Below are 25,978 nucleotides of genomic sequence, written 5' to 3'. Positions count from 1 at the left end.
CCCCACCGGCTCAGCGGAGGAAGGTCGTCGGAATCGCCGGATCGCCCACCGACAGCTTCAACCCCTCCCACGGCAGGCTGACCAGCGCCTTGGCCAGCCGTTCCCGGCTGTCGCCCACGGCGGTTTCGCCGACCACCTCGCCGCCGCGCACCAACGGCGTCTGCAGGTCGCGCACCTCGAAACCGTTGGGGGCCGGGCGTTCTCCGGCAGCCGGGTAGACGATCTCCTCCACCATGGTTCCGGTGCGCCGGGACAGCCGCACCGCGCGCTTGGTGCCGCCCCGGGATTCCTTGTGCGAGCTGCGTTTCGCCACCGGCACACCCTCGACCTCCACCAGCTTGTAGACCATGCCCGCGGTGGGCGCGCCGGAACCGGTGACCAGGGAGGTGCCCACGCCGTAGGCGTCGACGGGTTCGGCGCGCAGTGCCGCGATGGCGTATTCGTCCAGGTCTCCGGACACCACGATCTTGGTGCGGGTCGCGCCGAGTGCGTCCAGCTGCTCGCGCACCTGCCGGGCCAGCACTCCCAGATCGCCGGAATCGATACGCACGCCGCCCAATTCGGGTCCGGCCACCTCGATGGCGGTGGCCACGCCGCGGGTGATGTCGAAGGTGTCCACCAGCAGGGTGGTGCCGACGCCGAGCGCGTCCACCTGACCGCGGAAGGCCGCCGCCTCGTGCGCGCCGTCCGCCCCGCTGTGCAGCAGTGTGAAGGCGTGCGCGCTGGTGCCCGCGCTGGGCACGCCGAAGGCGCGGGCGGCCTCCAGATTCGAGGTGGCGTCGAATCCGGCCAGGTAGGCGGCGCGGGCGCTGGCTGGCGCGGCGAGTTCGTGGGTGCGCCGCGAGCCCATCTCGATCAGGGTGCGGCCCCCGGCGGCGCTCACCATGCGGGCGGCGGCCGCGGCGATGGCGCTGTCGTGGTTGTAGATCGACAGGATGAGCGTTTCCAGCAGGACGCATTCGGCGAAACTGCCGCGCACCGTGAGAATGGGGGAGCCAGGGAAGAACAGTTCGCCCTCGGGGTAGCCGTCGATATCGCCGCCGAAGCGGTAGTCGCGCAGCCACGCCACGGTGTCCGCGTCCAGGAACCGCTCGACCACCGCGAGTTCCGCCGCACCGAAACGGAAGTCGCGCAGTGCGTCGAGCAGCCGCCCGGTACCCGCGACCACGCCGTAGCGCCGCCCGTGCGGCAAGCGCCGGGCGAATACCTCGAAGGTGCAGCGCCGCTGTGCCGAACCGTCGGCCAGCGCCGCCGCCAGCATGGTCAGCTCGTACTGGTCGGTCAGCAGCGCGGTGCTGGATGGAGTCCCGTTCACCGTGTCCATCTTGCCCGCTGTGGCGGCTTCGCCTCCGCACTCCGCCCAGGGGTGGGAGCCGTGTCCAGGGTGCCGGTGCTGTCGTGCGTGGCCACGCGTGTTGCGGGGAAAGCCTCGGCGTGTCGCGGCGTCTGTTGTTTCTCCGGGGTCAAGTCGTACCCTGGGTGTTATGGGTCTGTGCATAGAAGACGCTGTCCGGATCGCCGCCGGTCCGGTCGGCGCGAACCTGACACTGTCGGCGGCGCAGGCGACCCCCGAGGCGGTCGAGTACACCGAGATCCTGGAGGCCGAGGACCGGCCGTGGGTGACCGTGGTCTGGGACGATCCGGTCAATCTCATGCACTACGTCACCTACATCTTCCAGAAGCTGTTCGGCTACAGCAAAGGCAAGGCAACCGAGTTGATGCTCAAGGTGCACAACGAGGGCAAGGCCGTGGTGTCCTCCGGGTCGCGGGACAAGATGGAACACGACGTACAGCGCCTGCACGCGGCTGGACTGTGGGCGACCATGCAGCGTGACGACTGATCCGGACGACTACGGTAGGCCCGTGCGGAAGTGGAGCAGGAAGAACTCCCTGAGCGGGCCGAAACTACGCTCGGAAATGGACGCCCACGAGGCGGAGGTATTGCGTTCCCTCGTCGGCGCGGTCACCGGGCTGCTGACCGAACGGGCGGGTGAGGCCCCCGAGGACGATCTCGCGGCCCTCACCGGGCTACAGATGGGCAATGCCGCCCCGCCGGACGATCCCCGGCTGCGCCGCCTGCTGCCCGACTTCCACCGCCCCGAACCCGGTTCTCCCGACGCCGACCGCGCCGACCTCAACAGCGCGCTGCGCAGCCTGCACGAACCCGACATCATCGAGGCCAAGGTCACGGCCGGACAGGTGGTCCTCGACACCGTTCCGGCGCAGGGCGGGAAGATCAACCTCTCGCCCGAGCAGGCCGACGCCTGGCTGACCTCGCTCAACGACATCCGGCTCGCCCTCGGCACCGCCCTCGGCATCGACGCCGACACGCCCGACATGCTGGACCCGGACGATCCCCGGGCCCCGCACCTGGACGTCTACCACTGGCTGACCTGGATGCAGGACTCGCTGCTCCAGGCCCTGGCTCCCTGACCGCGGGCACCGCTAGCGTGGGCGGTGTGAACACGGCTGCGGGACCGCGCGATTCGCTCACCGATGTGACCGGCCTGCTGGTCGGGCACCATCACGTGCTCGACGCCGACGCCACCCTGGGCTTCGGTGCGGCGACCGGCTGCACCGTGGTGCGCGCGCCGGGCGGTGCGGTCGCGGCGGTGGATGTGCGCGGCGGCGGTCCCGGTACCCGGGAAACCGATCTGCTCGATCCGTCGAATACCGTGCGCCAGGCCAACGCGATACTGCTGACCGGCGGCAGCGCCTACGGGCTGGCCGCCGCCGACGGCGTGATGCGCTGGCATGAGGAACACGGCGAGGGCATTCCGATGGATCCCGCCGATCCGAGCCGGGTGGTGCCGATCGTACCGAGCGCGGTGATCTTCGATCTTCCGGTGGGGGCGTGGAATATTCGGCCCACCGCCGACTTCGGCTTCCTGGCCGCCGAGGCGGCCGCCGTGGATTTCGCGCGCGGGTCGGTGGGTGCGGGCGTTGGCGCGCGGGCCGGGTCGATCAAGGGCGGAATCGGCACCGCCAGTGTGCGTTTCACCGACGGACCGGCCGCCGGGGTCACCGTGGGCGCACTCGTGGTCGCCAATCCGGTGGGTTCGGTCTTCGACCCGCGCACCGGATTGCCGTGGGGTGCGGGCACGGACGGTCCCGACTATTTCGGCCTGCGACCCGCCACCGCCGAACAGCTCGCCGCCGCCAACGCGCTGCCGGTGAAGGGCACTGTGCTCAACACCACCATCGGTGTGGTGGCCACCGACGCCGACCTCGGCCCGGCCGCCTGCCGCCGCCTGGCCACCACCGGTCACGACGGCCTGGCCCGCGCCATCCGCCCGGTCCACTCCCCGCTGGACGGCGACACCCTGTTCGCCCTCGCCACCGGTACCGTGCAGGCCGCCGACCAGGGCGTTCGCCTGCCGCCCGCCTTCGGGGCGGAACTGCTGATCCTGGATCAGCTCTGCACGGCCGCGGCCGTCTGCGTCGAGCGCGCGGTGGTCGACGCCATCCGCAGCGCCACCGCCGTCGCGGGCGTTCCGGCCTACGCCGACCTGTTCCCGGGCTGACCGCCCGCGCCTCCCCGGTTCCGGTTGGTCGGGAATAGCCGCATATTCTCGACTGTTGAGGGCCGGTGAGCGGAAGGAATGCGACAGTGCTGGTGATCAAGGCCGACCTCGTCGACAAGATGGTGGCGCACGCGCGCGCCGATCACCCCGATGAGGCGTGCGGTGTCATCGCCGGTCCGGAGGGTTCCGATCGTCCCGAGCGGTTCATCGCCATGATCAACGCCGAGCGCTCGCCCACCTTCTACCGGTTCGATTCCGCCGAACAGCTGCGGGTGTGGCGCGAGATGGACGACCGCGACGAGGCGCCCGTGGTCATCTACCATTCGCACACCGCCACCGAGGCTTACCCGAGCCGCACCGACGTCTCGTTCGCCTCCGAACCCGACGCCCACTACGTGCTGGTCTCCACCCGCGACCCCGAACAGCACGAACTGCGCAGCTACCGCATCATCGACGGCCAGGTCACCGAGGAGCCGGTCCAGGTCGTCGCCGACTACGCGGTGGACGCCTGAGCACTCCCCGCGCGACCACGCCAGCAGGAAACGAGCAAGGAGCACCCATGCCGGTCACCGTGTCCATCCCCACCATCATGCGGCCCATCACCAAGGGCGAGAAGCGGGTGCAGGCCGAGGGCTCGACCCTGGCCGCGGTCATCGACGATCTGGACTCGAACTACCCGGGGCTGAAGGATCGGCTGCTCTCCGACGGCAAGCTGAACCGCTTCGTCAATATCTACGTCGACGACGAGGACGTGCGCTTCGAGGGCGGGCTCGCGGCCGAGGTCACCGACGGCGGCACCGTCACCATCCTCCCGGCCGTCGCGGGCGGCGCGTAATACCGTGGCACGCTTCGAGTCGCTGATCGAGACGCTCGGCAACACTCCGCTGGTCGGGCTGAAGAACCTGTCCCCGCGCTGGGACGGCGACGACCACGTGCGGCTGTGGGCCAAACTCGAGGACCGCAATCCGACCGGGTCCATCAAGGACCGCCCGGCGCTGCGGATGATCGAGCAGGCCGAGGCCGAGGGCAGGCTCACCCCCGGCTGCACGATCCTCGAGCCCACCAGCGGCAATACCGGTATCTCGCTGGCCATGGCGGCCAAGCTCAAGGGCTACCGGCTGGTGTGCGTCATGCCGGAGAACACCTCGGTGGAGCGCCGGCAGCTGCTCACCATGTTCGGTGCGGAGATCATCGACTCCCCGGCGGCGGGCGGCTCCAACCAGGCGGTGGCGCGGGCCAAGCAGATCGCCGCCGAACACCCGGACTGGGTGATGCTCTACCAGTACGGCAATCCGGCCAACGCGCTGGCGCACTACGAGACCACCGGCCCGGAGATCCTGGCCGACCTGCCCGAGATCACGCATTTCGTGGCGGGTCTGGGCACCACCGGCACCCTCATGGGCACTGGTCGCTTCCTGCGCGAGAAGCTGCCCGAGATCGATATTGTCGCTGCCGAACCGCGCTACGGCGAACTGGTCTACGGGCTGCGCAATCTCGATGAGGGATTCGTGCCCGAACTCTACGACGAGTCCGTGCTCACCTCCCGTTTCTCGGTCGGCCCCTACGACGCGGTGCGCCGCACCCGGGAGCTGGTACTGGAGGAGGGCATCTTCGCGGGCATCTCCACCGGCGCGATCCTGCACGCCGCCCTCGGGGTCGGCCGGAAGGCACTGCGGGCGGGCAAGCGCGCCGATATCGCCTTCGTGGTGGCCGACGCCGGATGGAAGTACCTGTCCACCGGCGCGTACGACGGCACCCTCGAGGAGGCGGAGGAGCGGCTCGACGGTCAGCTCTGGGCCTAGCGCGCCCGGTACGCTCGGAGATACGAGCGTTCTAGGAGGTCGTGCCATGAGCGGCGGTGCCGGCATGGGTGCGTCGTTCGATCCGGACCGGATCGGGCGACTGCGCGGACAGCTGACCAACCCCGAGACCAGCACGCGGGGATCCACGGCGCTGAAGCTGTTGTGGCAGCGCGCCATTGCGATAATTCTTGCGTTTACCGCGCTGCTTTACGGGGTAGAGGGCGTGGATTCGGTAACGGGGCACAATCTCGATTACGAGGGTGTGCGCCCGCGCACCGACGAGGGCCTGGTCGGCATTCTGTTCGCGCCCGTACTGCACGCCAATTGGGAACACCTCTTCGGCAATACGGTGCCGGTGCTGGTTCTCGGCCTGCTCACGCTGCTCAGCGGAATCGGGCGCGGCTTGGCGGCGACGGCCATCATCTGGGTGATCGGCGGATTCGGCACCTGGCTCACCGGGGATATGAATTCGGTGCACATCGGCGCTTCGGTGCTGGTGTTCGGCTGGCTCACCTATCTGATTTCCCGGGGCTTCTTCGCCCGGAACGCCACCCAGATCGTGATCGGTCTGGTGGTGGGGTTGCTGTACGGGTCCATCCTGTTGGGAGTGCTGCCGGGACAGGACGGAATCTCTTGGCAAGGGCATCTTTTCGGGGCGATGGGTGGCCTGGTTGCCGGGTGGGTACTCTCTGGTGATGCACGTCGTCATCGTCGCGGGGCTAACGCCGGCCGTCTCGCGTCGTCGGGGTGACAGCGGATCCGGTCGGCGATATGGGGGATCCCTCCTTGAATGAGACAGCAGCGTGGCAGCATGGGGGAATGCGCCTCACAGTCGTCGGGTGTTCGGGCAGCGTGTCCGGCCCGGATTCGCCGGCGTCGGGATATCTGCTCACCGGCCCGGATATGACGCCCACCGTCATCGATTTCGGTCCGGGTGTGCTGGGCGCGCTGCAGAAGTATCTGGATCCGGGTGAGGTCGACATCTTCCTCACGCATCTGCACGCCGACCATTGTCTGGATCTGCCCGGGCTGCTGGTGTGGCGTCGGTATCACCCCAATCCGCCGTCCGGCAAGGCGGTCGTGTACGGGCCGTCGGACACCTCGCTGCGGATCGGCAACGCCTCCGCCGAAATCGGCGGTGAATGCGACGACTGGTCCGATGTCATCGATATGCGGCAGTGGTCGGTCGGCGCGCCCATCGCCTTCGGCCCCGGCCACACCGTCGAGGCCCGCCGCATGTTCCATCCGCCGGAGTCCTACGGTCTGCGCATCACCACCGCCACCGGGCGCACCCTCGTCTACACCGGTGACACCGCCCTCTGCGACGAGGTGTACGAGCTGGCCCGCGGTGCGGACATCCTGCTCTCCGAGGCGTCCTGGACCCACGACCCGGCCAATCGCCCACCCGGCATTCACCTTTCGGGCACCGAGGCGGGCATGATCGCCGCCGAGGCGGGCGTCGGCGAACTGCTGCTCACCCACATTCCCCCGTGGACCTCCCGCGAAGACGTGATCGCCGAGGCCAAGGCCGTCTTCACCGGCCCCGTCCACGCCGTGTCGCCCGGCGAGACCTTCGACATCTGACCCACTGGGTCACCGAGTCCGCCGCGCACTAGGCTGTGTCCGTGTCGAAACGAGCCGATGGCAGGGCGGACGACGAGCTCCGCGACGTACGCATCACCCGGGGATTCACCACGCATCCGGCGGGATCGGTGCTGGTGGAGTTCGGTCAGACGCGGGTGATGTGCACCGCGAGCGTCACCGACGGCGTGCCGCCGTGGCGGCGCGATTCCGGCCTGGGCTGGCTGACCGCCGAATACGCCATGCTGCCCGCCGCCACGCACACCCGCAGCGGCCGGGAATCGGTCAAGGGCAAAGTCGGCGGCCGCACCCAGGAGATCTCCCGCCTCATCGGCCGTTCGCTGCGCGCCTGCATCGACCTGTCCACCATCGGTGAGAACACCATCGCCATCGACTGCGATGTGCTGCAGGCCGACGGTGGCACCCGCACCGCCGCCATCACCGGCGCGTACGTGGCGCTCTCCGATGCCGTCACCTATTTGGCGGCGGCCGGTCAGCTCACCGATCCGCAGCCCATCTCGTGCGCCATCGCCGCGGTCAGCGTCGGCGTGGTGGACGGCCGGGTGCGGCTGGACCTGCCGTACGAGGAGGATTCGCGCGCCGAGGTCGATATGAACGTGGTGGCGACCGATACCGGAACCCTGGTCGAGATCCAGGGCACCGGTGAGGGCGCGACCTTCCCGCGCTCCACCCTCGACAAGCTGCTCGATGCCGCGCTGGCGGGCTGCGAGCAGATCTTCGCCATCCAGAAGGAGGCGCTCGCGCTGCCGTATCCGGGTGTGCTGCCGGAGCCGGAGGAGAAGAAGAAGTGAGCCGCCGCGTGCTGGTCGCCAGCCGCAATGCCAAGAAGCTCGCGGAGCTGCGCCGCATTCTCGACGAGGCGGGTATCGCGGGCATCGAGATCGTCGGCCTGAACGACGTGCCGCCCTACGACGAGGCTCCCGAGACCGGCGCGACCTTCGAGGAGAACGCCCTCGCCAAGGCCCGCGACGGTTTCGCCGCCACCGGATTGCCCTGTGTCGCGGACGATTCCGGTATCGCCGTGGACGCGCTGAACGGTATGCCGGGTGTGCTGTCGGCACGCTGGTCCGGTGTGCACGGCGATGACGAGGCCAACAACCGGCTGCTGCTGGCCCAGCTCGGCGACGTGCCCGACGAGCGCCGCGGCGCGCGCTTCGTCTCCGCCTGTGCCCTGGTCGGCGACGGCGTCGAAGAGGTGGTGCGCGGCGAGTGGCCGGGCGTCATCAACCGAAAGCCGCTGGGCGACGGCGGTTTCGGTTACGACCCGCTGTTCGTCCCGGACGGCGGCACGGTCAGCGCGGCCGAACTCACCCCCGCCGAGAAGGACGCGGCGTCCCACCGCGGCCGCGCCCTGCGGCAGCTCCTCCCCGCGCTGGCGGCCCTGGCCAGGGTCTGAGCGCGGAGACGGCTCACAGACCGAAGGTGGTCTTCACCTCTCGGGTGCGCCTGTGCTCGAACACGAAGGAGAGGAAGGGAATGGTGCCCGCGAGGGCGGTGGCGAAGGTGGTCATGGGCTGCCAGCGGGCCTTGATCCCGAGGTCGATGGTGAAGACCAGGTAGAGCATGTAGAAGATGCCGTGGATCTGACCGATGTAGAACAGCCACTCGGGAGCGGTGCTGGAATCCTCCAGCAGCACGTACTTGTAGATCATCTCGCCGGTGAGGACCAGCAGCCACAGGCCGGTGATCCAGGCCAGCACCCGGTAGCGCAGCAGCGCGCCGCGGATCTTCTCGGGGGCCGCGGCTCCGGCGGGGCGGGGCGCCAGGGTGGGGGTGTCGGCGGAGTTGTCGCGGGTGCTCACCCGGCGCTCCTCTCGGTGTCGGGGCGCATGCCCGCACCGCGCATCTGCTCCTCGATATCGCGGGCGTGCAGGTCGGCCAGGTACTGGTTGTATTCGGCGAGGACGGGGTCCTCGTCGCGGGCGGCGGTGGGGCGTTCGGGCAGCAGGCCCGCCGGTATTTCGCGCGGTCCGGACCGCGCGGCGCGCCACGTCGCCAGGACGCCCCGGATACCGCCGCGTTCATCGGTGGTCTCGGTCCGCGGCGTCGGCTCGGTTCGGTCGTCGGCCTCGGACCCGGCTGCGGCGTCGCGTTCCAACCGCACGAAGCGGAAATACGCCCACAGCGCGAACCCGGCGAACAGCGGCCACTGCAGGGCGTAACCGAGGTTCTGCGCGGTGCCGTTGCCGGACTCGAATCGCGTCCACTGCCAGTAGCCGAGCCCCAGACAGGCCACGGCCGTCACGACCACCAGGATGATGAGCGCCGGGCGGCGGTGGGGAGCGGACACGCCCTCCACGGTACCCGCCTACTACGCACCCCGTAGTAGGCAGGTGGCGCAGCGGACACCGTGCCCGGGATCAGAACTTGTAGGTGACGCCGGTGAGACGCTCGGACTCCTCCCACAGCCGCTTCCAGAGTTCCCGATTCTGCGACAGGCGGCTGGAGGGCGAGGGCTCGACCGGCCCCTGGCTGCCGAACAGGCGGGTCGGACCCCAGTACACGGTGGGGTCGGCGTCGGGCATGGTGGCCGCGAAGAGGGAGGAGTGCGCGGCGCGGGCGGGGGAGTGGCCGATCATGCGGACGAAGGGCTTGGAGATCTTGTCCAAGGGGGTCTCGGTGCGCGCGAACAGATCGGTGGCCGAGACGCCGGGGTGTACGCCGTAGGAGCGCTTGGCGGAGCCGGATTCGCTCAGGCGGCGTTGCAGTTCGCGGGCGAACATGAGGTTCGACAGCTTGGACTGCGCGTAGGCGAGGTTGCGCTGGTAGCGGCGGTGCTCATAGTTGAGGTCGTCGATCCACAGCTTGGGGGTCTGCCGGTGCGCGATGGAGGCCAGCGTGACCACCCGGTCGCCGATCCGGTCGAGCAGCAGCCCGGTCAGTGCGAAGTGCCCGAGATGATTGACGCCCCACTGGGTTTCGAATCCGTCCCGGGTGCGCGAGAACGGAATGTTCATCAGGCCCGCGTTATTGATGAGCACGTCGAATTCGCCGCTGTTGTCGGCGAATCGGCGTACCGAACTCAGATCGGCGAGATCCAGCTCGGCGACCCGCACATCGCCGGGGATGCGGTCGGCGATCTCCGCTGCCTTGGCGGTATTGCGGCAGGCCATGATGACTGTGGCACCCTTGCTCGCGAGGACCGTGGTGGTCTGCTCGCCGATGCCGCCGTTGGCTCCGGTGATCACGACAGTGCGTCCGGACTGGTCCGGGATCTCGCTGGGCTTCCACGCCATGGGTCAGACCTCACTGGGGGTTCCGATTCGATGTGGGGCCGCCGACAGCGGCCCACACTCGACCTTACTCCAGAGTAAGTTTCATGGGTAGACGCGAGCCGCCACATTGGCGGGACGGGCCGTCAGCGGCTGCCGATGGGCTGGCCGAAGGCGGCGGCGAGGGTGGTGCCGACGGTCTCGCCCCAGATCTGCCAGGTGACCGGGTCGAGGGTCATGGAACCGACATCGGTGGTCCGGCACCCGGGGCTGGCGGGGACTCCGGCGAAGCGATCCTTCAGCCAGAGCAGGGCGCGGGGCGCGGCGATGGGGTCGAGCGTCAGGTGTTCACTGAAGTGGTCGCGGGTGTAGTCGACGCTCGCGTTCGGATCGGCGCAGTAGGTGTCCACCAGGTCGTCGACCGGGCCGACCGGGATGAGCCAGTCCATATTGGCCTGATACAGGAACAGCGGCATCTCCGGAATCGCCCGGCCCATCCGGGTCGCGCCGAGCACGTCCAGCACCCCCGGGTCCTGGAAGGGATCGGCGTCGAGCATGCCGAGATTGTTCGCGAACGGCAGCAGGTAGGACTGGTAGCTCGCGCACAGCTGATCCTTGATCGCCAGCAGCCCGCGCCCGAGCGGATTCATGTGCCGCTCCAGGAAGTTCGCCAGCTGCGGGTACTCCCGCGACAGTCCCAGCACGGCCGCCAGGATGAGTCCGGAGGATAGATTCCCGTTGGCCAGTCGCAGCGCCGCCCCCAGATCGGCGGGCACGCCGCCGTAGGCCGCGCCGACCACATTCAGCTCCGGTGCGTAGTCGGCCTGCGATTCCGCGGCGTGCCCGGTGGCGATGGCTCCGCCGGAGTACCCCATGAGCCCGACCCGGGTCGCTGTCCCCGGCAACTCCATGGGCGCGAATCGTTGCGCCGCCCGAATGCCGTCGAGGGTGATGTGCGCCGCCAAAGGGCCTGCGGCATAGGCGGAATCGGGCCCCTGGTGATCCGGCACCACGGCGGCCCAGCCCTGTGCCAGCGCGGCCTGCACCTCCAGGAACTGCGCGGGCACCAGCAGTGAGCCGGTGATCGGCGCGGGCACCGAGCCCATTTGCAGCTGATAGGAGGGCATGCAGTAGTTGCCGGTGGAGTCCTCGGCGATCTGATACGAGAACAGCGGCCGGTCGGCGACGTGGCCGCGCGGCTTCATCACGGTCGCCACGGCCGCGATCGGTTCGCCGCGCGAATCGCTGGACCGGTAGGACAGCTGCCAGGCGTCGATGTTCACCGGCAGGAGCGACAGGTTGGCGAGGTTGACCTGTCGGGCCGCGATGATGTCGCCGGGCTGTTTGTCGCGGTAGGTCTCGGGTGCGGGCCGGTAGAAGTCCGGATCGAAGCCGGGTGGCAGCGGTAGCTGCGGGAAGGGCAGAGCCGGACGAACCGGAACTTCGACCGGCTGGGCCGGCGGGTCCGGGACGGGGTCGGCCGCCGCCGTCCCGGACAGTGCCAGCGGCAGCGCCGCCGCGATGGCGGCGACGGCGACCAGCGTTTTCGATGCGCGAATGCGGGGTGGTGCCACGGTGAACCTCTCTGAGCGGGCTCATGTGAGTCCGCTTGGTCTCAAAAGTGGGTTCGAGTATGCACCAGCCATGACGCGGGTCACAAGAGCGCCTGGCCATGACGTGACCCAGACGGGTGTGACCTACCCCAGCAGATCCGCGAGCAGTGCGCTGCGTCCCGGCTGTCGCAGCGTCCGCATCGCCTTGGCCTCGATCTGCCGCACTCGTTCCCGCGACACCCCGAAGATCCGGCCGACCTCCTCCAGGGTGCGCGGTTCACCGGTGTCCAGCCCGTACCGCAGCGCGAGCACCTGCGCCTCCCGCTCGGGCAGCGTCCGCAGCGCCTTGGCCAGTTGCTCGCGCAGGGCGCCCGAGGTGACGGTCTCCGACGGATCCGGGGCCTGGTCGGCGATGAGCGCACCCAACTCCGCATCATCCTCGCCCACCGGCGTGTGCAGCGAAATCGGTTCTCGCCCTTGGCGCATGAGCTCACGCACCCGCTCGGGTTCGAGTTCGAGCTCGGCCGCGATCTCCGCGGCGGTGGCCTCGCGCCCGGGCTGCTGCGACAGTGCCCGCCCGGTGCGCACCACCCGGTTGAGCACCTCCGAGACGTGCCCCGGCAGTCGGATGGTGCGGCTGCGGTCGGCCAGCGCACGCCCGATGGACTGCTTGATCCACCAGGTCGCGTAGGTCGAGAACTTCAGTCCCCGTTCGTGTTCGAACTTCTCGACCGCCCGCATCAGCCCGAGTGTGCCCTCCTGGACGAGATCCAGCAGCGACCATCCGGCCGGAACCGGATAGTGCTTGGCGATGGAGACCACGAGCCGCAGATTGGCCCGCACCATGTGGTCCGCCGCGCGGCGGCCGTCGGGACCGCCACGCGCGATGCGCGCACCCAACTCGTACTCCTGTTCGGCGGTGAGCAGGGCCGTGCGCCCGATCGTGCGCAGGTAATCCCGGACGGCATCGGTGCTGATGGAAGCGGTGCTGACGGTCGCGGCGCGGTGGTTCATGACGACAAATTTAGAACAGACCTAAAAATATGTCAACATCGAATTTATGACGAGATCGGCTATGCTGATCGGTATGAGCACACGGACTCCGACTCCGACGGCGGCCCCGCTCGGCCTCCGGGAGCGCAAGAAGCTGCAGACCAGGCAGAACATCTCCGATACCGCCACCCGCCTGTTCCTGGAACGCGGCTTCGACCCGGTGACCATCGCCGAGATCGCCGCGGCGGCCGACGTCGCGAAGATGACCGTCACCAACTACTTCCCCCGCAAGGAAGACCTCGTCCTGGATCTGCACGACGAGTTCGTGAGCGGACTCGCCCGCACCGTGCGGGAGCGGCGCGCGGGTGAATCCGCCCTGGCCGCGCTGCGTCGCGCCTATCTCGCCGACGCCGCCGCTCGGAACCCGGTGGTCGGCTTCTCCGGCCTGGAGTTCGCCCGCCTCATCACCGGCAGCCCGGCCCTGGTGGCTCGGTTGCGGGAATTTCACGAGGAGCGCGAGCGCGCCCTCGCCGAGACCTTGGCCGCGGAGACCGGCGTGGACGGCGCGGTCGACATCACGCCGCGGATCGCCGCCGCTCAACTCGGCGGCGTGCACCGGGCACTGTTCGAAGAAACCTTGCGCCGCACGCTGTCCGGTGAGGACGACGACACTGTCGCCACCGCGATCCTCGGCTGTATCGGCACCGCCTTCGATCTGCTGGAGCCGTCGCTGGGGAACTACGCCGTGCGCGCCGCCTGATACCGGTGTATTAGCCGTGTCGTTGCTGTAGATCGGTCGCGCCGCCTCGGATACTGGGCCGATGACCGGTGCCAGCGTGGCCGCGCCCCCGTCCGTGAGCCGAGCCGGTGTGAACCTCGTCTTCGCGACGGTGGTGCTCGGCATGCTCATGGCGGCGCTGGACCAGACCATCGTGTCCACCGCCCTGCCCACCATCGTCGCCGACCTGGGCGGCGCGGGCCATATGGCCTGGGTGGTGACCGCCTACCTGGTGACCGAGGCCATCGCGACCGCGCTCGCGGGCAAGTTCGGCGATCTGTTCGGCCGCAAGCTGGTGTTCCAGGTGAGCGGCGCGATCTTCATCCTCGGCTCGATCGTCGCCGGCATGGCGCAGGACATGACCCTGCTCATCGTGGCGCGCGGCATCCAGGGCGTCGGCGCGGGCGGGCTCATGGTCACCTCCATGGCCCTCATCGCCGATGTGATCCCCCTGCGCGAACGCGGCAAGTACCAGGGCGCGCTGGGTGCGGTCTTCGGCCTGACCACGGTGCTCGGCCCGACACTGGGCGGCCTGTTCACCGACCATCTGAGCTGGCGGTGGTGCTTCTACGTGAACGTGCCGCTGGCCGTGCTCATGATCCTCATGGCCGCGCGCTTCATTCCGAAGCTGCGCGCCGAGGTGAAACCGATCGTCGACTATCTCGGCATCGCGCTGGTCGCTATCGGCGTCACCTGCCTGATCCTCGGATTGGAATGGGGCGGACAGGAATACGCGTGGGGATCGCCCACCATCATCGGCCTGTTCGTCGGTGCGGCGGTGGCGCTGGCGGCCTTCGTGGCGGTGGAGTTGCGGGCCGAGGAGCCGATGCTGCCCATGCACCTGTTCCGCGGCAATGTCTTCACCGTGTGCTCGGTGCTGAGCTTCATCGTGGGTTTCGCCATGCTCGGCGCGATGACCTTCCTGCCCGCCTTCCTCCAGTACGTCATGGGCGTTTCGGCCACCGCGTCCGGACTGCGCACGCTGCCACTGGTGGTCGGCCTCTTCGCCACCTCGATCTTCTCGGGTGTGGTGGTCGGCCGCACCGGCGCGTACAAGATCTTTCCCATCCTCGGCACCGCGGTGATGGCGGTCGGCCTGTTCCTCATGTCGACCATGGACGAGAACACCGGATTCTGGGAGCAGTCGGCGTACATGATGATCCTGGGTCTGGGCATCGGCCTGACCATGCAGGTGCTCACCATCGTCGTGCAGAACACCGTGCCGTACGCCGATCTGGGCACCGCCACCTCCGGGGTGACCTTCTTCCGGACCATCGGCAGCGCCTTCGGCACCACGGTGTTCGGCACCCTGTACACCAATCAGCTCACCCCGAACATGGCGGCGGCGCTGGAGGAGGCGAAAGTCGTTTCCCCGCAGGTCGCTTCGAATCCGGAGACGCTGTGGCGGCTGCCGTTCACCGAGATCGCGCCGATCGTGCACGCCTACGCCGAATCCATCGGCTACGTGTTCCGCTGGGTGGTGCCGGTGGCGGTGCTCGGCTTCCTGGTGGCGTGGTTCCTCAAACAGGTTCCGCTGCGCGACAGCGTGCGCGCCGAGGCATCGGATGTGGGCGGCGGCTTCTCGGTGCCGGACTCCCCGGATCGCCTGGTGCAGTTGGAGAACGCCGTCGCGCGGGTGATCCGCGGCCTGCGCGACGACGCCGTCCCCACACCGCGGATCGCGGCCGCGGCGGGCAGTTCGCTCACCCCGGACGAGGCGTGGGCGCTGGGACAGGTCCGGCTGTACGAGCGGCTGCGCGGGTCCGCGACGCTCACGGATATCGCTCGCACGCACTGGATCCCGCCGGAAGTGATCGCCCCGCTGTACGAGCGGGCGCGACGGCACGGCCATCTCGAGATCGACGGCGACCGGCTGACCCTCACCGACACCGGCCGGATCGAAGCCGAGCGGATCAAAGGGGCGTGGCGCGCCTGGCTCGACACCCAACTGGTGGATTGGGATCTCAGCGACCCCGACGATCGCGCCCTGCTGGACCGGGCCTTGGACAATATCGCCACGAAACTGCTGGACGAGGCCGACCGCCCGGATGTATTGCCGCTGAGGACCTAGCGCACCCCGCGCACCGGTGCGTCCCAGTCGATCCGGAACCGCTGCTCGGGGCCGAGGGTCTTCTCCGGGTCCATCATCTTCGTCATGAGCGGCAACAGCAGGTACATGGCCCGCCGGGCGATCGGCCCCGCCGCCTTGGTCCGGTTCATCCGCGCCACCCGGGCCGCCACGCCTTCCACCCGGGGGCGTCGCATGGCCTCGTAGGTGGCGAAGGCCGTTGTCGGATCAGCGATGTCGCGTAGACACCGAGCCAGCTCTAGCGCACTCTCGATGGCCAGCGACGCACCCTGCCCGGAAGTGTTGCTCGGGGCGTGAATCGCGTCCCCGGTGAGCACCATCCGGCCGCGGTACCAGTGCGGCACCGACGGCATGACGTGCAGCGCGCCGGCCACCTCCAGTTGCTCGGTGGTGGTAGCGGCGGCCAGTCCCGCACCCGGATCATCCTCGGCATAGGTCTCCCGCAGGATTCCTAGCCACCGGTCGGCGGGCACGGCGCGGGCCTCGGTCAAGGACAGATACCGGTCGTGAGGCAGGTTCGCGCCCCATCCGACGCGACCGTCGGGCAGCGCCCAATACAGGTAGTACGCCTTCGTGCCGAAGGCGAAGACCATGGTCTCGGGCGGCAGCTCGACCGGGCAGTTCGTCGTCGCGCCGAAGCCGAGCATGTGCAGGAATCGCGGGCCGGGCGCGTTCGGGTCGACGAGCCCGCGCACGGTGGAGCGAATTCCGTCGGCTCCGATCAGCACGTCGGCGGTGGCGGTGGTGCCGTCGGCGAAGATCGCGGTGACACCATCGGCGTGTTCCTCGACATCGGTGAGCCTCCTGCCGTATTCGAACGGGACCCCGGCGGCGACCGCGTTGTCGTGCAGCACGCCGTGCAGGGTCGAGCGTTCGACCAGGTGCAGCGGTTCCACATCGGTGAGCGACGGTGCGGCCACCCGTCGGCCGCCGACGCTCATGAGCTGGTGCCGGATGGGTGCCGACACCGCGCGTACGGCATCACCTCCGCCGATGATGTCCAGCGCGGCCAGCCCGTTGGGGGCCAAGGCCAGCACCGAGCCGATGCCGTAGGCCGGACCCGGATACGCCTCGAAGACGCGGGCGTCGATGCCCGCCCTGCGGAGCGCGGTCGCGGCTACCGGGCCGGAGATGCCGCCGCCGATGACGATGGCGGTGCGAATGGGGGACATGGGTTTCTCCTCGGGTGTGTCTACCCGAACCGGCTCATGCCAGGTGAACCCGGTTATCCTGTGGTTGCCAAACTCGGATCCGGTTTCACCCGTACGGGTCGGTTCGAGACGGTGTTACCCGGGCCTCGACGCAGGTGTTGCCGCACCTCGTCGGGGCTCGGTCGGTATCAGGGGCGTTCGCCTCGGACGTATCGTTCAGTTCGTGTCGGGCCTGGTCGGCTCTCCCTTCTCGATCCGGTCGTTCACCTCGGCCATGATGTCGGCGGGGGACGCGCCCTCGCCGTACCAGCGCCGCCACAGCTCGACCTCGGGGAAGCTGCCGTCGGCGAAGGAGTCGCGCAGGGCGCGCACCCAGGCCGCCTCGGCCTCCAGCATGGCCAGTTCGAAATCGTTCTCGACCAGGAACAGTCGCGGCAGGGTGCCGTCGTGTTCGGCCAATTGCGCTCGGCCGGAGGTGATCTCGGCCTCCAGCTTGGTGAGGCGTTGCCCCAGCAGTTCGATCACCTCGTCCGGAGCCAGTCCCGACATGACGGAGAGCCCGGCCACGAAGCGGCGCGGCTCGGGCTGTGGCTCGGCGATGAGTTCACGGGTCCAGTCGGCGAGTTCGGCGCGTCCGGCCGCGGTGATGCGATAGATGACGCGTTCGGGTCGGGCGCCGTCGCGCTCGCTGCCCACGACCTCGAGGAAGCCGTGCTTCTCCAGATTTCCGACGACGGTGTACAGCGATCCCCATTTGATCGCCATATCCCGGTCCTTGCCGCGGGCCTCGAGCGTGGCGGCGATCTCGTAGCGGTGCATGGGCCGCTCGACCAGCACCGACAGCACGCCCAGGGCGAGCAGATTGCCGACCTTGCGCTTGCGGGCCATCCCGTTCACCTCCTTACTCGTAGACAAATATACGCCTACGAGTATTCATCGGCAAGCAATCCCCGATTCAGCTTTTCCGGCGGCTCGCACTCCCGCTCCGGTAGCCTGCGAAGGCATGGTTGACGTGCAGCGATCCGGATCCACCCTCCGCATCACCATGAACCGCCCGGCCAAGCGCAACGCCCTGTCCCACCAGCACCTGGAGGAGTTGCTGACGGCCTTCCGGGCGGCGGGCGAGTCGGATGCCACCGGCATCGTGCTGGCCGCCGAGGGCCCGGTGTTCTCGGCCGGACACGATTTCGCCGATGTGGCGACGCGCGACCTCGAGGGTGTGCGGGATCTGCTGCACCTGTGCACCGAGCTCATGCGCACCGTGCAGAGCGTTCCCCAGGTGGTGATCGCCCGAGTGCACGCGCTGGCCACCGCGGCGGGCTGCCAACTGGTGGCCTCCTGCGACCTCGCCATCGCCGCCGACACCGCCGCCTTCGCCCTGCCCGGCGGCAAGGGCGGCTGGTTCTGCCACACCCCGGCGGTACCGGTCGCCCGCTCGGTCGGCCGCAAACGCATCATGGAACTCGTCCTCACCGGCGACCCCGTCGACGCCGCCACCGCCGCCGAATGGGGCCTGATCAATCGCGCGGTGCCGCTCGCGGATCTGGACGCCGCCGTGGACGAACTGCTGGCCCGCGCCACCCGGGGCAGCCGCGCCAGCAAGGCGCTGGGCAAGCGCACCGTCTACGCGCAGTTGGACCGTCCGGAGGCGGACGCCTACGACATCGCGCTCGAGGCCATGGCCCAGGCATCGCAGTTCCCCGCCGCCAAGGAGGGCATGGCCGCCTTCCTGGAGAAGCGCGCGCCGGTCTGGCCGGAGTGATCATCGGTCCTCACGTCCCCTAGGGTCGGTGACATGCGCATCTTCCTGGCGGGCGCGACCGGCGTCCTCGGTGGTCGGCTGGTGCCGCTGCTCATCGCGGCGGGATATCAGGTGGCGGGTATGACGCGGTCGGCGGACAAGGCGGCCGGGTTGCGCGCCGCGGGCGCGGAACCGGTGGTCTGCGATGTGTACGACGGCGCGGCATTGACCGATGCCGTCGTCGCCTACGCTCCGGACCTGGTCATGCACCAGCTCACCGATCTGCCCGACGATCCGGCCCGGATCGCCGAGGGGCGGGGTGCGAACGCGCGGATTCGCGTCGAGGGCACCCGCAATCTGCTGGCGGCCGCCGCCGCGGCCGGAGCGCCGCGCGTCATCGCCCAGAGCGTGGCGTGGGAGTTGGGTGGTGAGGGGCAGCGGGCCGCGGAGTTCCTGGAGGAGTCGGTGCTGGCGGCCGACGGTGTGGTGCTGCGGTACGGGCAGTTCTACGGCCCCGGGACCTACTACCCCGACGGGATGCCGGACGATCCGCGCATCCACATCGACGAGGCCGCCGCCCGCACTCTGCTCGCGCTCGACCTGACACCGGGCGTCTACCGCCTGGTGGACGGCGCGGCCCGCGATATCGAACCCGCCGAGTAGCGTCCGATCCGGCTACGCCGCGATATCGGCTGCGGCGCGCGCGAATTCGCGGACCGCGGTGATTTCGCCGGCGGTGCGCCACAGCAGCGCCCAGCGCACCGGCGGTGCGTCGCGGATGGGGACGAACGCCACGTCGGGCCGGGCGTTGTAGCGGCGCGCGTGCGCCCCGATCGGGAAGACGCCCTGCCCCGCGGCCACCAGGGTGAGCAGTTCGCTGTAGGTGGCGGCGGTGGGTCCGGCCGGAATCGGATGGCCCGCGGGCGTGGCCGGGGGAGTGCGGATATCGCGGATGGCCGCGGGGATCTCGGGCGGCAGCCGCAATACGGTGACCCGCGCCAGATCTGCCAGGGTGATCGCGGTGCGGGCGGAGAAGGGGTGGGCGGCCGGCACCGCCAGCAGGCGCGCCTCGGTGACGAGGTCGGGTCCGGCGGTGATTCCCTCAGCCGGGAACGGCACCATATCCAGCGCCATATCGATCTCTCCCGCGTGCAGCCACGGGATCACCTGTGCCGGTTGGGCTTCGCGCAGCCGCACCGCGACATCGGGCAGGCGTGCGCGGAACAGTTCGGCGGCGCGCACCAGCAGCTGTCCGGTCGCCGCGTCCACGAAGGCGACCTCCAGGGTGCCGGCGCGGCCGCGGCCGGTGTCCATGGTGCGGCGCACGGCGGTGGTGACGCGATCCCAGGCCGGGCGCAGTTCGGCGTACAGTTCCCGCCCGGCCGGTGTCGTCCGCACCCGGCGGCTGCTGCGCTCGAACAGCGGAACCCCCAGTCGCCGTTCCATTTTCGCGATGGTCTGGCTCACCCGCGCGGTGGTGACGCGCAGCCGTTCGGCGGTGCGGCCGAAATGCAGCTCCTCGGCGAGGACGAGGAACGCCTCGATTTCGTGCCGCTCCAGCATGCCGGGCCATCCCCTCGATCGTTAATCCAAGCTTGATGATCATTGCGCAGGTGCTCATTGTTCCCGACCGCGTGGCGAGCGAAGTTGTAGGTGTCCGATAAACGCTCCACCAGGAGGAACCATGTACGTCACCGAGACCCGCGCCCTCGCCGCCGGCACCGCCGAGGCCACCGTTCGTGAACTCGCCGACCGGGCCGAGATTCTGGATGCGCTGTACCGATTCGGCCTCGGCCAGGATCTCCAGGACAAGGAGCTGTTCGCCTCGGCCTTCGCCGTGGACGCCGAACTCGATTTCCAGCCGGCCGCCGCGGCGTGGGGTGGCGTCGTCCCGCTCATGACCGGTCGCGACGCCATCGTCACCACCATCCTCGACGGCTTCGTCGGCCGCGTGGATACCACCCATCAGGTCACCAACCCACGCATCGTCGTCGACGGTGACACCGCACGCCTCACCGCCCTGGTGGAGGCGCAGCATCTGCTCACCGTCGAGCACGACACCTTCGCTCTGCTGAAGAACCTCTACGACGTCGAGCTGGTGCGAGATGGCGGACGCTGGCTGCTGCGGCGCATCCGCATCGACAATGTCTGGTACCAGGGTCATCCGCGCGCGATCTTCGGCGCGTGAGCACGGCTCGGCGAATGCCATTGCGCTAATTTCTCGCAAACGCATGCAATAGATATTCAGCTGGAATATTAGCCTTGGGATCTGTTGTCGCTGTCTCACAGCAAATCTGTGTAGCGTCTGGGGGAAGAGCTTTTCGGATCACTGGAGCAGGTGCTTGGAACCGAGGGAGTCTCAGCAATGGCAGGCGGCACACAGGGGCGCGGCCCCCGGGAGACCGAGGGCATGCTCGGCGTGTCCGCCAACGGTGCCGTACCGCCGCGTGCCGTCGGGCTCATGGTCGCGGCGGCGCTGGTGCTCACCTTCGCCGTCCTCGGCGGCAATCCGCTGACCTGGTTCGAGGGCAGTCACGCTCGGACCGAGGAGGGCACCGTGCCCCCGGCGTCGAGTGCGACGCGGACCGCCCCCGCCGAACCCGCCCGCTCGCCCGCCGAGGCCCCGCCCGCTCCGGCCCCGGCTCCCGCTCCGGCCCCGGCCCCGCCTCCCGCTCCGGAACCGGCTCCCGCGCCGGAACCGGTCTACGTGGAACCGGCGCCCGAGCCACCGCCCGCCCCCGAACCGGCTCCCGCACCCCCGCCGCCCCCGCCCCCGCCGCCCCCGGTCCCGGAGGTGCTGGTGCCGTTCCTGCCGCCGTGGCTGGTGCCCCCGCCGCCCCCGCCCGCCCCGTAGTCCGGGCGGCCGCGCATCGAAGGAGTCCAGATATGGCCGAAGGACACAGCGATGGTGACATCACGCCGCGCGCCCTCGCGGTGGTCGTGGTGATCGCGGGCGTGCTGGTGCTCGCCGTCGCGGCGGGCATGCTGCTCACCGGTCGCGACGACACGCGAACGCGCGGTGAGCGAGTCCCCGCGAGCACGCCCGCACCGTCCCCGACCGTGCTCGCGCCGACGACCACCGCGTCCGCCCCGGAACCCGCACCCGCCGTGCGGATTCCCACCCCGGTGGCGCCGCCGATAGACCTGGCCGACCGTCGCGTGGGTGACGACTGCACGCACGACAATGTCATCTCGGCGTGGGAGTTCCGGGACGGCGACTGGGTCTGTGTGCCCAAGCCGCCGGGCACCGAGCACTACATCCCGGCCGAGGCGGTGTACCCGGGTCGCTGACCGCGCGTCAGATTCCGGAGATTCCGGCGAGCTGGCCGATTCCGTAGGTGACGGCCATGGCCAGCGCACCGCCGATCACCACGCGCAGCACCGCGCGGCGCGGGTTGCCGCCACCCAGCCGCGCACTCACCGAACCCGTGATGGCCAGTGCCACAACCACTGCCGCGAAGGTGACCGGAATCCGCCACGACACCGGCGGCAGCAGGATGGCCAGCAGCGGCAGCAGCGCGCCGACGGTGAACGCCACGGCCGAGGAGAGCGCGGCCTGCCACGGATTGGTGAGTTCGTCGGGGTCCAAACCCAGTTCGGCCTCGGCGTGCGCGGCGAAGGCGTCGTGGGCGGTGAGTTCCTCGGCGACCTTGCGCGCGGTCTCCGCCGAGAGTCCCTTGGCCCGGTAGATATCGGTGAGCTCGGCGAGTTCGTAGTCCGGCTGCTCGGCCAGTTCGCGTTTCTCCTTGGCCAGCAACGCCTTTTCGGAGTCGCGCTGGGTGCTCACCGAGACGTACTCACCGGCCGCCATGGAGATCGCCCCGGCGGTGAGTCCGGCGACGCCCGCGGTGAGGATATTGGTGGCGTCCGTGGTCGCCGCCGCGACGCCCACCACCAGACCGGCGGTGGAGACGATGCCGTCGTTGGCGCCGAGCACCCCGGCCCGCAGCCAGTTGAGCTTGGACGCGAACCCCTCGCCGTGCGGTTCGTGCGGGTGTGCCGGCGTCCCGGTTGTCTGGTCCACGACCGCAGCCTAAGTGATTCCTCCTATGAATCAAGCGAGGTAAAGCTCTCCTTTCCGCGGATGCACCGGATTAGCTGCGAAACTGGACAGCATGGCCCGCTTCTGTCTGCGTCACTGGTCCACGCTCGTTCCCCTCTTCGCCGCCCTGGTGCTGGCGGTTTCCTGGGGTCGCGATCTGAACGGGGCAGCGGTGATTCTGGTGAGCGCGGCCCTGATAGGGGCGGTGCTGTCGGCGGTGCATCACGCCGAGGTGGTCGCGCACAAGGTGGGCGAACCGCTGGGCGCGCTGGTGCTCGCGGTCGCGGTGACGGTCATCGAGGTCGGCCTGATCGTCACGCTCATGATCTCCAGCGGTGACAAGGCGGCATCGCTGGCCCGCGACACCGTATTCGCGGCGGTGATGATCACCTGCAACGGCATCGTCGGTCTGTCGCTGCTGGTGGGTGCGTTGCGGCGGCGGGTTGCGGTCTTCAATGCCGAGGGCACCGGCGCGGCGCTGGCCACGGTGGCGACCCTGGCCACCCTGTGCCTGGTGCTGCCGACCTTCACCACCAGTGAACCGGGTCCGGTGTTCTCGGGTGGGCAGTTGGCCTTCGCGGCGGTGGCGGCGCTGGTGCTCTACGGCGTCTTCGTCATGGTCCAGACGGTCCGGCATCCGGACGATTTCCTGCCGGTCGAGGGCGGTCCCGCCACCGTCGTCCACGATGAGCACGAACAGCCGCCGACCGGTGGGCGGGCGCTGGCCAGCCTGGGCCTGTTGCTGCTGGCCCTGGTCGGCGTGGTCGGTCTGGCCAAGACCGTGTCCCCGAATATCGAATCCGCCATCGCCTCGGCCGGGCTGCCGCAGTCCGCGGTCGGTGTGGTGATCGCGCTGCTGGTGCTGCTGCCGGAGGCGCTCGCGGCGGTGCGGTCGGCCCGGCGGGGCCGGGTGCAGATCAGCATGAATCTGGCGCTGGGCTCGGCCATGGCCAGTATCGGGCTCACGATTCCGGCCATCGCGCTGGCCTCGATCTGGATCGAGGGGCCGCTCATGCTGGGTCTCGGCGCCACCCAGATGGTGCTGCTGGCGCTGACGGTGGTGGTCGGCGCGCTCACGGTGGTGCCCGGCCGGGCCACGCTGCTCCAGGGCTGTGTGCACCTGGTGGTGTTCTCCGGCTTCCTGTTCCTGGCCGTCAGCCCCTGAGGTTCACGAGGTCCAGCGGTACACCTGTCCGTCGCGTAGCTCGTAGGCGCGGGCGGGTGGTGTCGAATCGCCGTTGTGCGGACGTCCGGCGAGCATGGCCATCACCCGGGTGCGGCCCCGGGTGATGTGGCCGCTCTCGGACCAGTGCACGTAGGGGTGAACGAGCTTCGCGAATGTGGTCCAGTCGTCGGCTTCGATGGCCCCCAGGATCGCGGTCACTGTCTGATCCACACCGCCAGTGAACTCCTCCCAGCGGTGCGGGGGAGCCGATTCACGCGAATTCGTACGGCGCTGACCACGGCCATCGCGGTTGCTGACAGTTCACTTACTGCGCGGCCGAGGTATGACCGAGGGCTCCGAAACCTCGATGCCGGCGGTTCGCCGGGGCGGTGATATCCGCCACAGCGATAGCTGTTACCGCTGATAACAGGTTCCAGAACGCGCCTTAACATGCGGATATAGCCTCTTGACCTGGTGGTCGGTGTTGATACCGGCCGGTAGCTTGGCGGCGTCGGTCACACCGTAACCCGATTTGTTGTAACTGCCCGTAACCATTAGCTTTGATGGCAGGCAGTGTTGCCGATCACGGAGAAGAATGATTTGAAGCCCGACACCCGGTCGCTACCGACCCCATCCGCCGCACGGATCGTGCGCGACAACTTCTCCGGAACCGTCGTGTCCTCCCTGCGTACCTTCGGACGGGCCGCCGGTATCGCCCAGGAGACCGTCACCGGAGCGGTGAGCGATATCGCGCGCGGGCAGTTCCAGTGGCGGGAGGCCATCATCCAGGCGTGGCGGCTGATCACCGTCACCGCGCTGCCCGCGATCCTCATCGCCATCCCCTTCGGCGTCATCGTCTCGGTGCAGGTCGGCAATATCATCCACACCCTCGGCGCGGATTCGCTGCTGGGCGCGGCGGGCGGACTCGGCGTCATCAAACAGGGCGCACCGCTGGCCACCGGCTTCCTGCTCGGCGGCGCGGGCGCGGCGGCCATCGCCGCCGACCTCGGGGCGCGCACCATCCGCGAGGAGATCGACGCGCTGAACACCATGGGCATCAGCCCGATTCACCGGCTGGTCATCCCGCGCATGGTGGCCATGCTGTTCGTGGCCCCGCTGTTGAACATCCTCATCATCTTCGTCGGCGTCCTCGCCGGATACGCGGTCGCGGTCGGCGGCCAGAACGTCACGCCGGGCAGCTACTGGGCCACCTTCGGCTCCTTCGCCACCACCGCCGACGTGTGGGTGTCGCTGGTGAAGGCGGTCATCTTCGGCTTCCTGGTGGTCGTCATCGCCTGTCAGCGCGGACTCGAGGCCAAGGGCGGCCCGCGCGGTGTGGCCGACGCCGTGAACGCCGCGGTGGTGCTCTCGGTGGTGTCCATCGTCGTGGTGAACCTGGTCGCCACCCAGATCACCGCCATGTTCCTGCCCACGAGGCTGGCATGACCACATCGACCTACGTCCCCAAGGGACTCGGCTGGTTCGCGCGCTTCTATCGCCGCCGCGGGCTGATTCTGCGCCGCATCGAGAATCTCGGCTTCGTGCTGGCCTTCGTCTGGCAGGTGCTGTCGTCGATTCCGTTGACGCTGCAGCGCTATCGCGACGAGACCATGCGTGCCATCACCAATATGACCTGGGGCCGCGGCTCGGTCATCGTGGGCGGCGGCACCGTCCCCATGATGATCGTGCTCGGCCTGGTCATGGGCGCGTCGGTGGCGGTGGAATCGTTCGCCACCCTGGACATGCTCGGCATGGGACCGGTGACCGGTCTGGTGTCGGCCTACGCGACAACGCGCGAACTCGCGCCCATCGCGGCCGCCATCGGCTTCGCCGCGCAGGCGGGGTGCCGGATGACCGCCGAGATCGGCTCCATGCGCATCTCCGAGGAGATCGACGCCATCGAATCGCTCGGCCTGCGCTCGGTGCCGTTCGTGGTCACCACCCGCGTGCTGGCCGGTGCGGTCGCCATCATCCCGACCTTCCTGATCGCGCTCATCCTGTCGTACCTGTCCTGCCGCGGCCTGATCACGCTGGTGCACGGGTCCGCCGCGGGCGTGTACGACCACTATTTCTTCCAGTTCGTCACCGGATTCGACGTGATCGCGGCGGTGATCAAGGTGGCCATCTTCGCCACCGTGGTCATCCTCATCCACTGCTACTACGGGTTCTTCGCCACCGGCGGCCCGGAGGGCGTGGGCATCGCGTCGGGTAAGGCGGTGCGGGCCAGCTCCGTGGCGATCGTCGCCATCGACATGGTGCTGTCCATCGCGCTGTGGGGCTTCAACTCGGCGATCACGTTCACGGGGTAGGGATGCCGAATTACGGA

Annotated in this window: 31 protein-coding genes; 20 read left to right on the top strand and 11 right to left on the bottom strand. The window is 69.2% G+C overall.

Going from position 1 to position 25,978, the window contains the following annotated elements; genetic code table 11:
• Window positions 1-10: 10 nt before the first annotated feature.
• Window positions 11-1,324: a nicotinate phosphoribosyltransferase gene (locus FOH10_RS24825; protein ID WP_143982538.1), complete on the bottom strand. Its 1,314-nt coding sequence runs from the start codon at window positions 1,322-1,324 to the stop codon at window positions 11-13.
• Window positions 1,325-1,484: 160 nt separating this feature from the next.
• Here FOH10_RS24825 and clpS point away from each other — a divergent pair, with 160 nt between their 5' ends.
• From clpS to rdgB, 10 genes are all read left to right on the top strand, one after another.
• Window positions 1,485-1,841 carry an ATP-dependent Clp protease adapter ClpS gene (clpS, locus tag FOH10_RS24820; protein ID WP_029926511.1) on the top strand — a complete coding sequence of 119 codons (357 nt, stop codon included), beginning with the start codon at window positions 1,485-1,487 and terminating at the stop codon, window positions 1,839-1,841.
• A 22-nt stretch (window positions 1,842-1,863) separates the two neighbouring features.
• A complete protein-coding gene (aosR, locus tag FOH10_RS24815) occupies window positions 1,864-2,433 on the top strand; it encodes an oxidative stress transcriptional regulator AosR (RefSeq protein WP_039810742.1) in 570 nt (189 codons plus the stop codon).
• A 26-nt stretch (window positions 2,434-2,459) separates the two neighbouring features.
• Window positions 2,460-3,524, top strand: coding sequence for a P1 family peptidase (locus FOH10_RS24810; RefSeq protein WP_143982537.1), 1,065 nt, complete (start codon window positions 2,460-2,462; stop codon window positions 3,522-3,524).
• Between the two features lie 86 nt (window positions 3,525-3,610).
• Window positions 3,611-4,036 carry a M67 family metallopeptidase gene (locus FOH10_RS24805; protein WP_143982536.1) on the top strand — a complete coding sequence of 142 codons (426 nt, stop codon included), beginning with the start codon at window positions 3,611-3,613 and terminating at the stop codon, window positions 4,034-4,036.
• Window positions 4,037-4,083: 47 nt separating this feature from the next.
• The gene (locus FOH10_RS24800) at window positions 4,084-4,359 is read left to right on the top strand and encodes a MoaD/ThiS family protein (RefSeq protein ID WP_029926519.1); all 276 of its coding nucleotides are present in this window, start codon (window positions 4,084-4,086) and stop codon (window positions 4,357-4,359) included.
• A 4-nt stretch (window positions 4,360-4,363) separates the two neighbouring features.
• A complete protein-coding gene (locus tag FOH10_RS24795) occupies window positions 4,364-5,326 on the top strand; it encodes a PLP-dependent cysteine synthase family protein (protein WP_143982535.1) in 963 nt (320 codons plus the stop codon).
• A gap of 64 nt (window positions 5,327-5,390) precedes the next feature.
• On the top strand, window positions 5,391-6,077 hold the full coding sequence (locus tag FOH10_RS24790) for a rhomboid family intramembrane serine protease (RefSeq protein ID WP_143984307.1): 687 nt from the start codon (window positions 5,391-5,393) through the stop codon (window positions 6,075-6,077).
• A 68-nt stretch (window positions 6,078-6,145) separates the two neighbouring features.
• Window positions 6,146-6,910 (top strand): cyclic nucleotide-degrading phosphodiesterase, encoded by a 765-nt coding sequence (locus FOH10_RS24785; protein WP_143982534.1) that lies wholly within the window; start codon window positions 6,146-6,148, stop codon window positions 6,908-6,910.
• Between the two features lie 41 nt (window positions 6,911-6,951).
• Entirely contained in the window at window positions 6,952-7,719 is a 768-nt protein-coding gene (gene rph, locus FOH10_RS24780) for a ribonuclease PH (RefSeq protein ID WP_029926527.1), read from the top strand.
• The gene (rdgB, locus tag FOH10_RS24775; protein ID WP_143982533.1) at window positions 7,716-8,324 is read left to right on the top strand and encodes an RdgB/HAM1 family non-canonical purine NTP pyrophosphatase; all 609 of its coding nucleotides are present in this window, start codon (window positions 7,716-7,718) and stop codon (window positions 8,322-8,324) included. Before rph ends, rdgB begins: the two co-directional genes overlap by 4 nt.
• Window positions 8,325-8,337: 13 nt before the next feature.
• Here rdgB and FOH10_RS24770 read toward each other — a convergent pair whose 3' ends face one another.
• The 5 genes from FOH10_RS24770 to FOH10_RS24750 form a co-directional block, all read right to left on the bottom strand.
• A complete protein-coding gene (locus FOH10_RS24770; RefSeq protein ID WP_029926529.1) occupies window positions 8,338-8,694 on the bottom strand; it encodes a DUF3817 domain-containing protein in 357 nt (118 codons plus the stop codon).
• A 32-nt stretch (window positions 8,695-8,726) separates the two neighbouring features.
• The gene (locus FOH10_RS24765; protein ID WP_143982532.1) at window positions 8,727-9,218 is read right to left on the bottom strand and encodes a transcriptional regulator; all 492 of its coding nucleotides are present in this window, start codon (window positions 9,216-9,218) and stop codon (window positions 8,727-8,729) included.
• Window positions 9,219-9,288: 70 nt separating this feature from the next.
• Window positions 9,289-10,164, bottom strand: coding sequence for an oxidoreductase (locus FOH10_RS24760; protein WP_039810761.1), 876 nt, complete (start codon window positions 10,162-10,164; stop codon window positions 9,289-9,291).
• A 122-nt stretch (window positions 10,165-10,286) separates the two neighbouring features.
• Complete coding sequence (locus tag FOH10_RS24755) at window positions 10,287-11,714, bottom strand: lipase family protein (RefSeq protein ID WP_244961364.1); 1,428 nt, start codon at window positions 11,712-11,714, stop codon at window positions 10,287-10,289.
• Between the two features lie 123 nt (window positions 11,715-11,837).
• The gene (locus FOH10_RS24750) at window positions 11,838-12,707 is read right to left on the bottom strand and encodes a sigma-70 family RNA polymerase sigma factor (protein WP_143982531.1); all 870 of its coding nucleotides are present in this window, start codon (window positions 12,705-12,707) and stop codon (window positions 11,838-11,840) included.
• Window positions 12,708-12,780: 73 nt separating this feature from the next.
• Here FOH10_RS24750 and FOH10_RS24745 point away from each other — a divergent pair, with 73 nt between their 5' ends.
• Together FOH10_RS24745 and FOH10_RS24740 are read left to right on the top strand one after the other, a co-directional pair.
• The gene (locus FOH10_RS24745; protein WP_221937868.1) at window positions 12,781-13,446 is read left to right on the top strand and encodes a TetR/AcrR family transcriptional regulator; all 666 of its coding nucleotides are present in this window, start codon (window positions 12,781-12,783) and stop codon (window positions 13,444-13,446) included.
• A gap of 61 nt (window positions 13,447-13,507) precedes the next feature.
• A complete protein-coding gene (locus FOH10_RS24740; protein ID WP_143982530.1) occupies window positions 13,508-15,535 on the top strand; it encodes an MDR family MFS transporter in 2,028 nt (675 codons plus the stop codon).
• On the opposite strand, the gene FOH10_RS24735 is transcribed toward FOH10_RS24740, so the two are convergent.
• Both FOH10_RS24735 and FOH10_RS24730 read right to left on the bottom strand, forming a co-directional pair.
• On the bottom strand, window positions 15,532-16,725 hold the full coding sequence (locus FOH10_RS24735) for an FAD-dependent monooxygenase (protein WP_143982529.1): 1,194 nt from the start codon (window positions 16,723-16,725) through the stop codon (window positions 15,532-15,534). The two genes, FOH10_RS24740 and FOH10_RS24735, sit on opposite strands and share 4 nt — an antisense overlap.
• A gap of 195 nt (window positions 16,726-16,920) precedes the next feature.
• Window positions 16,921-17,619 carry a PadR family transcriptional regulator gene (locus FOH10_RS24730; protein WP_308212891.1) on the bottom strand — a complete coding sequence of 233 codons (699 nt, stop codon included), beginning with the start codon at window positions 17,617-17,619 and terminating at the stop codon, window positions 16,921-16,923.
• 88 nt (window positions 17,620-17,707) lie between these two features.
• On the opposite strand from FOH10_RS24730, the gene FOH10_RS24725 reads away from it, so the two are divergent.
• Together FOH10_RS24725 and FOH10_RS24720 are read left to right on the top strand one after the other, a co-directional pair.
• Window positions 17,708-18,466 (top strand): enoyl-CoA hydratase-related protein, encoded by a 759-nt coding sequence (locus tag FOH10_RS24725; protein ID WP_143982528.1) that lies wholly within the window; start codon window positions 17,708-17,710, stop codon window positions 18,464-18,466.
• 33 nt (window positions 18,467-18,499) lie between these two features.
• The gene (locus FOH10_RS24720; protein WP_039810774.1) at window positions 18,500-19,108 is read left to right on the top strand and encodes an NAD-dependent epimerase/dehydratase family protein; all 609 of its coding nucleotides are present in this window, start codon (window positions 18,500-18,502) and stop codon (window positions 19,106-19,108) included.
• A gap of 12 nt (window positions 19,109-19,120) precedes the next feature.
• On the opposite strand, the gene FOH10_RS24715 is transcribed toward FOH10_RS24720, so the two are convergent.
• A complete protein-coding gene (locus FOH10_RS24715; protein ID WP_143982527.1) occupies window positions 19,121-20,008 on the bottom strand; it encodes a LysR family transcriptional regulator in 888 nt (295 codons plus the stop codon).
• A gap of 121 nt (window positions 20,009-20,129) precedes the next feature.
• Between FOH10_RS24715 and FOH10_RS24710 the strand changes: the two genes are divergently transcribed.
• The 3 genes from FOH10_RS24710 to FOH10_RS24700 all read left to right on the top strand — a co-directional run bounded on the left by FOH10_RS24710 (window position 20,130) and on the right by FOH10_RS24700 (window position 21,736).
• On the top strand, window positions 20,130-20,633 hold the full coding sequence (locus tag FOH10_RS24710; RefSeq protein WP_143982526.1) for a nuclear transport factor 2 family protein: 504 nt from the start codon (window positions 20,130-20,132) through the stop codon (window positions 20,631-20,633).
• Between the two features lie 177 nt (window positions 20,634-20,810).
• Complete coding sequence (locus tag FOH10_RS34975) at window positions 20,811-21,299, top strand: hypothetical protein (protein ID WP_186000577.1); 489 nt, start codon at window positions 20,811-20,813, stop codon at window positions 21,297-21,299.
• A 32-nt stretch (window positions 21,300-21,331) separates the two neighbouring features.
• Window positions 21,332-21,736, top strand: coding sequence for a DUF3597 domain-containing protein (locus FOH10_RS24700; RefSeq protein WP_143982525.1), 405 nt, complete (start codon window positions 21,332-21,334; stop codon window positions 21,734-21,736).
• A gap of 7 nt (window positions 21,737-21,743) precedes the next feature.
• On the opposite strand, the gene FOH10_RS24695 is transcribed toward FOH10_RS24700, so the two are convergent.
• Complete coding sequence (locus tag FOH10_RS24695; protein ID WP_029926555.1) at window positions 21,744-22,469, bottom strand: VIT1/CCC1 transporter family protein; 726 nt, start codon at window positions 22,467-22,469, stop codon at window positions 21,744-21,746.
• Between the two features lie 91 nt (window positions 22,470-22,560).
• On the opposite strand from FOH10_RS24695, the gene FOH10_RS24690 reads away from it, so the two are divergent.
• A complete protein-coding gene (locus FOH10_RS24690; protein WP_143982524.1) occupies window positions 22,561-23,652 on the top strand; it encodes a calcium:cation antiporter in 1,092 nt (363 codons plus the stop codon).
• A gap of 3 nt (window positions 23,653-23,655) precedes the next feature.
• Here FOH10_RS24690 and FOH10_RS24685 read toward each other — a convergent pair whose 3' ends face one another.
• Window positions 23,656-23,883 (bottom strand): hypothetical protein, encoded by a 228-nt coding sequence (locus tag FOH10_RS24685; RefSeq protein WP_039810794.1) that lies wholly within the window; start codon window positions 23,881-23,883, stop codon window positions 23,656-23,658.
• 369 nt (window positions 23,884-24,252) lie between these two features.
• Between FOH10_RS24685 and FOH10_RS24680 the strand changes: the two genes are divergently transcribed.
• Window positions 24,253-25,098 (top strand): MlaE family ABC transporter permease, encoded by an 846-nt coding sequence (locus FOH10_RS24680; RefSeq protein WP_029926563.1) that lies wholly within the window; start codon window positions 24,253-24,255, stop codon window positions 25,096-25,098.
• Window positions 25,095-25,961 (top strand): ABC transporter permease, encoded by an 867-nt coding sequence (locus tag FOH10_RS24675; RefSeq protein WP_029926564.1) that lies wholly within the window; start codon window positions 25,095-25,097, stop codon window positions 25,959-25,961. The genes FOH10_RS24680 and FOH10_RS24675 overlap by 4 nt, the downstream gene beginning before the upstream one ends.
• Window positions 25,962-25,978: the final 17 nt, after the last annotated feature.

This window comes from Nocardia otitidiscaviarum (assembly GCF_007362295.1).
GTDB lineage: Bacteria > Actinomycetota > Actinomycetes > Mycobacteriales > Mycobacteriaceae > Nocardia > Nocardia otitidiscaviarum.
This window is presented reverse-complemented; position numbering and strand designations above follow the sequence as displayed.

Bases quoted from the DNA above. Each gene is read 5' to 3' on its own strand.
- FOH10_RS24800 (WP_029926519.1), top strand. From the start codon at position 4,084: ATGCCGGTCACCGTGTCCATCCCCACCATCATGCGGCCCATCACCAAG.
- FOH10_RS34975 (WP_186000577.1), top strand. From the start codon at position 20,811: ATGGCAGGCGGCACACAGGGGCGCGGCCCCCGGGAGACCGAGGGCATG.
- FOH10_RS24690 (WP_143982524.1), top strand. From the start codon at position 22,561: ATGGCCCGCTTCTGTCTGCGTCACTGGTCCACGCTCGTTCCCCTCTTC.
- FOH10_RS24760 (WP_039810761.1), bottom strand. From the start codon at position 10,164: ATGGCGTGGAAGCCCAGCGAGATCCCGGACCAGTCCGGACGCACTGTC.
- FOH10_RS24715 (WP_143982527.1), bottom strand. From the start codon at position 20,008: ATGCTGGAGCGGCACGAAATCGAGGCGTTCCTCGTCCTCGCCGAGGAG.
- FOH10_RS24790 (WP_143984307.1), top strand. From the start codon at position 5,391: ATGGGTGCGTCGTTCGATCCGGACCGGATCGGGCGACTGCGCGGACAG.
- FOH10_RS24725 (WP_143982528.1), top strand. From the start codon at position 17,708: ATGGTTGACGTGCAGCGATCCGGATCCACCCTCCGCATCACCATGAAC.
- FOH10_RS24700 (WP_143982525.1), top strand. From the start codon at position 21,332: ATGGCCGAAGGACACAGCGATGGTGACATCACGCCGCGCGCCCTCGCG.
- FOH10_RS24825 (WP_143982538.1), bottom strand. From the start codon at position 1,324: ATGGACACGGTGAACGGGACTCCATCCAGCACCGCGCTGCTGACCGAC.
- FOH10_RS24750 (WP_143982531.1), bottom strand. From the start codon at position 12,707: ATGAACCACCGCGCCGCGACCGTCAGCACCGCTTCCATCAGCACCGAT.
- FOH10_RS24735 (WP_143982529.1), bottom strand. From the start codon at position 16,725: ATGTCCCCCATTCGCACCGCCATCGTCATCGGCGGCGGCATCTCCGGC.
- FOH10_RS24740 (WP_143982530.1), top strand. From the start codon at position 13,508: ATGACCGGTGCCAGCGTGGCCGCGCCCCCGTCCGTGAGCCGAGCCGGT.
- FOH10_RS24675 (WP_029926564.1), top strand. From the start codon at position 25,095: ATGACCACATCGACCTACGTCCCCAAGGGACTCGGCTGGTTCGCGCGC.
- FOH10_RS24710 (WP_143982526.1), top strand. From the start codon at position 20,130: ATGTACGTCACCGAGACCCGCGCCCTCGCCGCCGGCACCGCCGAGGCC.
- FOH10_RS24745 (WP_221937868.1), top strand. From the start codon at position 12,781: ATGAGCACACGGACTCCGACTCCGACGGCGGCCCCGCTCGGCCTCCGG.
- clpS (WP_029926511.1), top strand. From the start codon at position 1,485: ATGGGTCTGTGCATAGAAGACGCTGTCCGGATCGCCGCCGGTCCGGTC.
- FOH10_RS24720 (WP_039810774.1), top strand. From the start codon at position 18,500: ATGCGCATCTTCCTGGCGGGCGCGACCGGCGTCCTCGGTGGTCGGCTG.
- FOH10_RS24785 (WP_143982534.1), top strand. From the start codon at position 6,146: ATGCGCCTCACAGTCGTCGGGTGTTCGGGCAGCGTGTCCGGCCCGGAT.